The following is a 5,991-nucleotide window of genomic DNA, read 5'->3' as shown; positions in this document are numbered from 1 at the left end:
GTCCGAATAGAGCCTTGAATCAATCGCACTGAAGTGGCCTTGTTGGGTGTCGGTGGAGAAGCCTCGTAACTCCTTCATCTCACACTCGCAGGGCCATTTCAATGTCCGGCCTTCACCTCAATACGACGGATTGGAGCTAGGGCGAGCAGCAGGAGCGAGAGGCCGGAGGTCAGGGGGTCCGCGGAAACCGACGCTGCGAGAAAGAGTGACATTGGAGTCAGGCACAGGAGTGTGAAGCTCCAGCGGCGAGTTGGGGTCACGCGTATCGCGAGCCAACACAGGCTGGCCCATGAAAGGAGCGTCGCGAGCCGTCCGAGGTAGAGCAGTGCTGCAGCAGAAAGCCCCAACTGCCTTCCGAGAAGTAGAAATCCGGCTTGAGGCGCGTACGTGATTGGGCTGGAGAGGCCCGCGCCGCGGAGGCTTGCGTCTCCCACGAGAGGGATGCGGCTTCGGGGCAAGACCGGGTCGCGTAGCCAGGAAAAACCCTCAAGGAATACGTGAGAACGGCGAAGCGGTCCGTGTAGCTCGTGGATGGCCAGCACATCGACTGGAACCGATAGTTGGGACGGGGGAAGTCGACCAGCAGCTTGATAGTGGCCTTCGGAGATCACATAAGCACGAGAGAAGTGTCGCCATTCGTCAGGGCTGTCGAAGGGGGGTGTAGCGATCCCGAACGCCACACCAAAGCCAAGAGCCAGAGTCAAGAACACCGCTTCAGGTGAGAGGTCGTTTAGCATGTGAGTTGCCCTCTACACGAACCCCGGCGGAGGGCTATTCCGGCGTAGGAGACTTGAATTGATTCAGGAAACAGGCGTTCCCCATGCTTCGATTGAGGATATAGAATCCGCCCTCGCGTGAGAAGATGTTCCCAGATACGAAGAAGCGGTCGCCTCGAGGTGTCCCAGCATCGAACAGAGAAGGAGCGCGGCCGGCTGTGGCATCGGCGCGGGTGTAGCCGGCAAGCTCGAGCATGGTGGGGAAGATCTCAAATTGGCTTGTTTGGTCGAGGAGTTCCGGGACGAACAGGTCACGAACCTGGGCCCGTGTGGATTCGCCGAATGCGAGCATCAGCAGTGGGATTGCTGCCTGCGAGGATGGCGGATCGACGGAGGTGGCATGGGGCGTGAAACGACGGGCATTGGGGCTGTTGGTTGATCCAAGGCTCTGACCGTGATCGGCCGTATAGACGACGAGCACCTCGCGGCCCAGCTTCTCCAGAGCCTGAGACAGCTCCATCAGATAACGGTCGGTACTCCAGGCGATGGCGTTTCGGTACGCGGTCCTGGTGCGTGCAAGGTCTCCGGCCCCAGGGGCAGCATGGAAAACAGCAATTTGAGGCGAGAACTTGTCGCTGTAGGGGAGGTGGGCTCCATTCTTCAGTACATAGGTGAAAGAGCGCTCGGCGGACTCGATCTGCTCCACGGTCCACTCGATCGTTACCGCGTCGAGGGCATGTTCGGGGAGTTCGGGATGCACCTCGCGGACTTGTCGATGAGTGTCGATGCCTTCGAGGTCGAATTGGGTCATGAAGTTGGGCGGGCGGCTCGAGTAGGACTGCGCATCGAACAGTGCCGTTCGGAACCCCGCGCCGCTCATGTAGGCAAAGAGATTGGCATCGCGAAGTGAGCGCAGTTCCGTGTCCGGGAGAGCATCTGCCGAGAGACCCGCCTGTAGCAGGAGGTTCGTGCTCGAGCTCAAATTCGAAATCGCAGAGGCGATACCGAAGTTGAAGACGCGGGAATCGGGCCCGCCCAGCCACGGTGTCGTTTCCGGATGTCCTCCATTGATACCGAGCCAATGTCCAGAGATGCTCTCGTCCATGACCAACACCAAATGCGATGCAACAGGTGGCTCTTTCGTTTCGAGGTTCGGTTCGTCACGGCGGCCGTAGTAGGGAACGCTGTGGAGCCAGGCCCAGCGCGCGAGCAAGGGCACGCGAACGGGTGCAGGGGCTTGGTAGACTTTTCCGAAGCTTCGATCGACCACCCGGTCTGCCGCCCAGGCGACTCCTAACGCCAGTAGCAATAGAACCAGTCCGCCGCGGCGGAAGGCGGCCTGCCGCGCCCAGAACCCGAAGGCCACGGTACTCACCGCCACTGCGCTGACGGCGCCCATGTAGCCGGGCGCAAAGAAGGCAAGTGCGTCGGGAGCAAACGCCGATTCCGACCAAAGGATCGCGGCTTCGTGGTGGCCGAAGCCGCTGTCGTTCACCGCTCGGAAGCCCACGTGCACTGCGGTCAGGAAGCCTCCCAAGGCGAGGGAGATGATGCGGACAAATCGCCACGGGTGCAGCAGAAGCGCGACCAGGCCTGCGATACAGGCCATGTATGTGAACGCAAACACCGTTGCGTTGAATCCAGGGCGCTCCGTATCCCTTCGATCGAGCTGAAAGCGCGTCATGTGGAAGAGATCGAACTGGTCGGCGATACAGAGGGCCAGAAGGAGTACTGCGGCAAATGCGATGCGATGCCGGTTCTGCTGTTTCATGGCGGCTTCCGTCAAGGCGTCCGGCCGGAGTCCTTCGCGGGGGGAGCGCAGAATCGCTCGATAAACTTCCAGGAGTCGCCGAGCCATCGGAGAGCGCTCTCCTCGGCCTCGGGCTGGCCGGCTCGGGTGATCGGTCCATTCACGATCACCGTCGTGACTGCCGGCGTGCCGTGTCGGAGAACGCCAAGAAAATTGAGCAGGTGGGACGCCATCGGATTCGAAGATGGGGTCAGGCCGTAGGCCTGGATGTAGGCGATCAACTGCGGCGGTTGCTTCGTGAAGTCCTCGACGATGTGCACCGGAATGGAAGTGCCATCGACATCGATCGACTCCAATCGGTGATGCTCCGCATCGATTTGTGGGGCCACCAGGGTCACGGGTCTCAGCGCCATATTCAAGACGTCGAAGCTCCGGACGATCTCGTACTCGAAGGGAGCCTTCCTTGAGATTGGATTGGAAAACGTGCCCTCAGTTCGCATCAGGTAGCGGCTATCAGGTCCCAGCTCCTTCGTCTCGAGGTGTTTGGCACCTGGTATCAACGAGGTCACGGAGAGGGTCTGGGGATGGGCGCATGGATCGAATCGATGTGGGCGTACCGTCAGGATCGCGACCAGGATCGCAGTGACACCGAGCAAGCCGGCGATGGCGAGCACGAATCGGCGGCTGAGCAGGCTCACGAGGCTGCCTCCTCGGACGGATTCTCTCGGGCGAGCGCGAAGAGCCCGACAAGCACGATCACAAACGCTCCAACGCCCGTCGCTTCGTGGATCGGTGTCTCGAGAGTCCACTGCCCCACGAAATGGGCGATCAGCACCAGAGCGAGGACGCGCGCGATGTTGGCCGCCAGGGCCAGGAATGGTGCAACGAGGAGGATTGTCAGTTTCCGGGCCTTCGACCGGGCCATGAACGCCAGGATCAGGGCGACCGCGATCGAAGCGTACATCGTCGAAAAACCGCTACATGCCTCTGCGACGACGAAGGACCCCGACGATAGTCGCATCACCGTGTCTTCCCTGAGCACGGGAATCCCCAATAGCCGCAGAAGAGGCTCGACTCCGCTGGCAGTTGCATAGCGCAGCCCCATATGCGTCGAGAGGGTGATAGGTACGGGCGTCATCAGCAGCGACAGTACGAGGGGGACAGCGAGCCGGCGGGTCCTCTGGATACCCACGAGCAGCAAGCTGAGGGCCGGGAGCGACAGCAGCAAGCCCGCCATTCCCAGGTACCTCGTGCCGAGTATCGCATCGAGGATCGAGGCCGTAGCTGCGACGGCTAGGATCGGAAGGCCCCAGGATGAGCTCTCGGGTTCACTGCCCACGTCGTTCCGAAGAAGGCTCCAGACGAGGTATCCCATGATGAACGGCATGAAGATGCCGTGGTCGTTGGCCCAGACGCTTCGCGTCCACTCCGACCACATCCAACGAAGCGTGGGCCAGAATGCAGCCGCCCAGAGGGCGATGAGCCCTGCCCAAAGCAGCATCACTCCAAGCGGCTGCTTTGGATTCCCCGGCTCTTCGGCTCCAACCTCCTCCGGAAGATGTCGTCGGCGGCGCCAGAAATACACTGCGCCAGCCACGGCGGCACCGATTAGCAGAGACGGTCCGAGTTCGTTGGGAGTAAGAGGACCGAACGCGATCACCGCGGTGATCACCACGCCCAACGCGACTTCGCGGATATTTGCCCGGCTCACGCTTCTCCTCGGGTGCACACTGGACCGCATCGGCGCGCCGGGCCACCTCATGTGAGATGCCCAATGCGGACCGGGGGTGACGAGACTATCGAAGCCTTGCGCGGTTCCCCCATCCCAACGGGGGTTTCGGCCGTTCCTGTGTGTCCCCGCGGGGAGCCCTCTAGCGCAGGCTGTGGAGGAGATGGACAGCGAGATCTCGCCGGTCCGTTTCGCTGAGCGCCAAGACCGGCATCGGGGGGGTCGGAGCCAGGAAGAAGGCCGCCAGGCTCGCCAGGTCGTAGCGTCCCCGGACCTGGGTGAGCGGAACTGCGACCACGCCCGGTTCGGCTCGTTCCTGCTCGTGGCAACCCGCGCAGGCGAATGCATCGTAGAGGGCGGCCCCTCGCATCGCTGCGGCCTCGCGATCCGCGCTGGAGAGCCCCCGGAGCGGATCCGCCACTGCTTCGGCTGAACCCGATTGGATCCGACGCGAGCTCTCACCCCGCGCCACCCGGTAGACCACGCCTGCGTAGTCGTCCGCCACAAAGATGCTGCCATCTGGCCCCTGGGCCACGTCGGACGGGCGTCCCATGACGTCTTCGGCCTCGAGGAAGCCCCAGAGGAAATCACGCTCGGTGATCTCGCCGTCGGCTCCCCAATGAAGGGAGACGACCTTGTAGCCGTCCTTCTGGGTGCGATTCCACGAACCGTGAAGGGCGGCCAGTGCGGCTCCGGCGTAGTCGCCAGGTTCGTCGTTTCCGAGGAAGACGAGCCCGAGCGGCGCATTGTGGGCTCTGAACGCGTGAACGGGCGGGATCGACGCGGCGACGCGAGCCTCGTGGCCCGCTCCGACGTCCGGGTCGACCACCCGATCGCCGTGAGCAAAAGGCCAGCCGTAGTCCGCATCCGCGACGACGTGGTTCAATTCTCCGGGCGGGATGTCGTCGCCGAGCAGGTCGCGGCCGTTGTCCGTCGCGTAGAGGTCGCCCGTCGACGGCTGCCAGTCGAAGCCCACCGCATTGCGCAGGCCCCGGGCATGGATCACGCCGTTTCCACCCGCAGCCGGGAAACGCAAGATCGCCGCGCGTCGTGCGTCTTCCTCGATGCAGACGTTGCAGCTCGACCCCACACTCACGTACATGTCGCCGTCCGGGCCGATGCGAACGGTCCGGGTCCAGTGGTTGCCGCCTTCGGGAAGCCCTTCGACGACCCATTCCCTCTCGCCTTCGACCGCTCCAGTTCCTTCATCGAAACGAATACGGAAGACGGCGCTGGCCTCGGCGACATAGAGCCAGCCGTCGTGTAGATCCATGCCGTGGGGGCTGTCGAGCCCCGTGAGGAGTTCGCGCTGGCCGTCGGCGCGGCCATCTCCATCGCGATCACGTTCGAGGAGCTGGATGCTCCCCTGGCGCGGCAAGCTCACCAGCAGATCGCCGCTGCCGGTGGGCCTGAGCCAACGGGCCTGGGGGAGTTCGGCGTAGATCCCTACGCCGTAGCCGGGCGCGACCTGGATGCGCTGCCGGACGGTCTCGGAGTCGGGCGGATCGATCCCCCAGCCGAACATCGAACTCAGCAACGGGGCGTTGACGGCGAACCGCTCGGGCAGGAGGCTGCTGCATGGCGCGCACGCACCGAGGCAGACAGCGAGCAAGGCGAGAAGAACGCGGCTCAGCTGGGGCATGGCGGGGCACAATAGCCCTCGGTGAACACCCAAAAGCGGCCATACGTGATCACCTGAAAACCGGCCATAGAACGGGGAGTCGTCCAGGACGTTGAGGCGGGCGAGGCGGATAGCCTCGCCGGCCATGGCAAATGTCTTGGACGCAGAGAAACAG

General features: G+C 63.1%; 5 protein-coding genes. All 5 read right to left on the bottom strand.

What is annotated here, in order from left to right:
* Positions 1-98 precede the first annotated feature (98 nt).
* A complete protein-coding gene (locus tag GY937_21045) occupies positions 99-710 on the bottom strand; it encodes a DUF2142 domain-containing protein (GenBank protein ID MCP5059200.1) in 612 nt (203 codons plus the stop codon).
* Positions 711-771: 61 nt separating this feature from the next.
* A complete protein-coding gene (locus GY937_21040) occupies positions 772-2,487 on the bottom strand; it encodes a sulfatase-like hydrolase/transferase (protein MCP5059199.1) in 1,716 nt (571 codons plus the stop codon).
* A gap of 11 nt (positions 2,488-2,498) precedes the next feature.
* Positions 2,499-3,164: a hypothetical protein gene (locus GY937_21035; GenBank protein ID MCP5059198.1), complete on the bottom strand. Its 666-nt coding sequence runs from the start codon at positions 3,162-3,164 to the stop codon at positions 2,499-2,501.
* A complete protein-coding gene (locus GY937_21030; GenBank protein ID MCP5059197.1) occupies positions 3,161-4,177 on the bottom strand; it encodes an exosortase/archaeosortase family protein in 1,017 nt (338 codons plus the stop codon). The genes GY937_21035 and GY937_21030 overlap by 4 nt, the downstream gene beginning before the upstream one ends.
* Positions 4,178-4,337: 160 nt before the next feature.
* The gene (locus GY937_21025; GenBank protein ID MCP5059196.1) at positions 4,338-5,837 is read right to left on the bottom strand and encodes a hypothetical protein; all 1,500 of its coding nucleotides are present in this window, start codon (positions 5,835-5,837) and stop codon (positions 4,338-4,340) included.
* Positions 5,838-5,991: the final 154 nt, after the last annotated feature.

This window comes from bacterium, from assembly GCA_024228115.1.
Taxonomy (GTDB): domain Bacteria; phylum Myxococcota_A; class UBA9160; order UBA9160; family UBA6930.
The sequence above is the reverse complement of the archived record's forward strand: the minus strand, read 5'-3'. Positions and strand labels throughout refer to the sequence as shown.

Bases quoted from the DNA above. Each gene is read 5' to 3' on its own strand.
- GY937_21040 (MCP5059199.1), bottom strand. From the start codon at position 2,487: ATGAAACAGCAGAACCGGCATCGCATCGCATTTGCCGCAGTACTCCTT.
- GY937_21025 (MCP5059196.1), bottom strand. From the start codon at position 5,837: ATGCCCCAGCTGAGCCGCGTTCTTCTCGCCTTGCTCGCTGTCTGCCTC.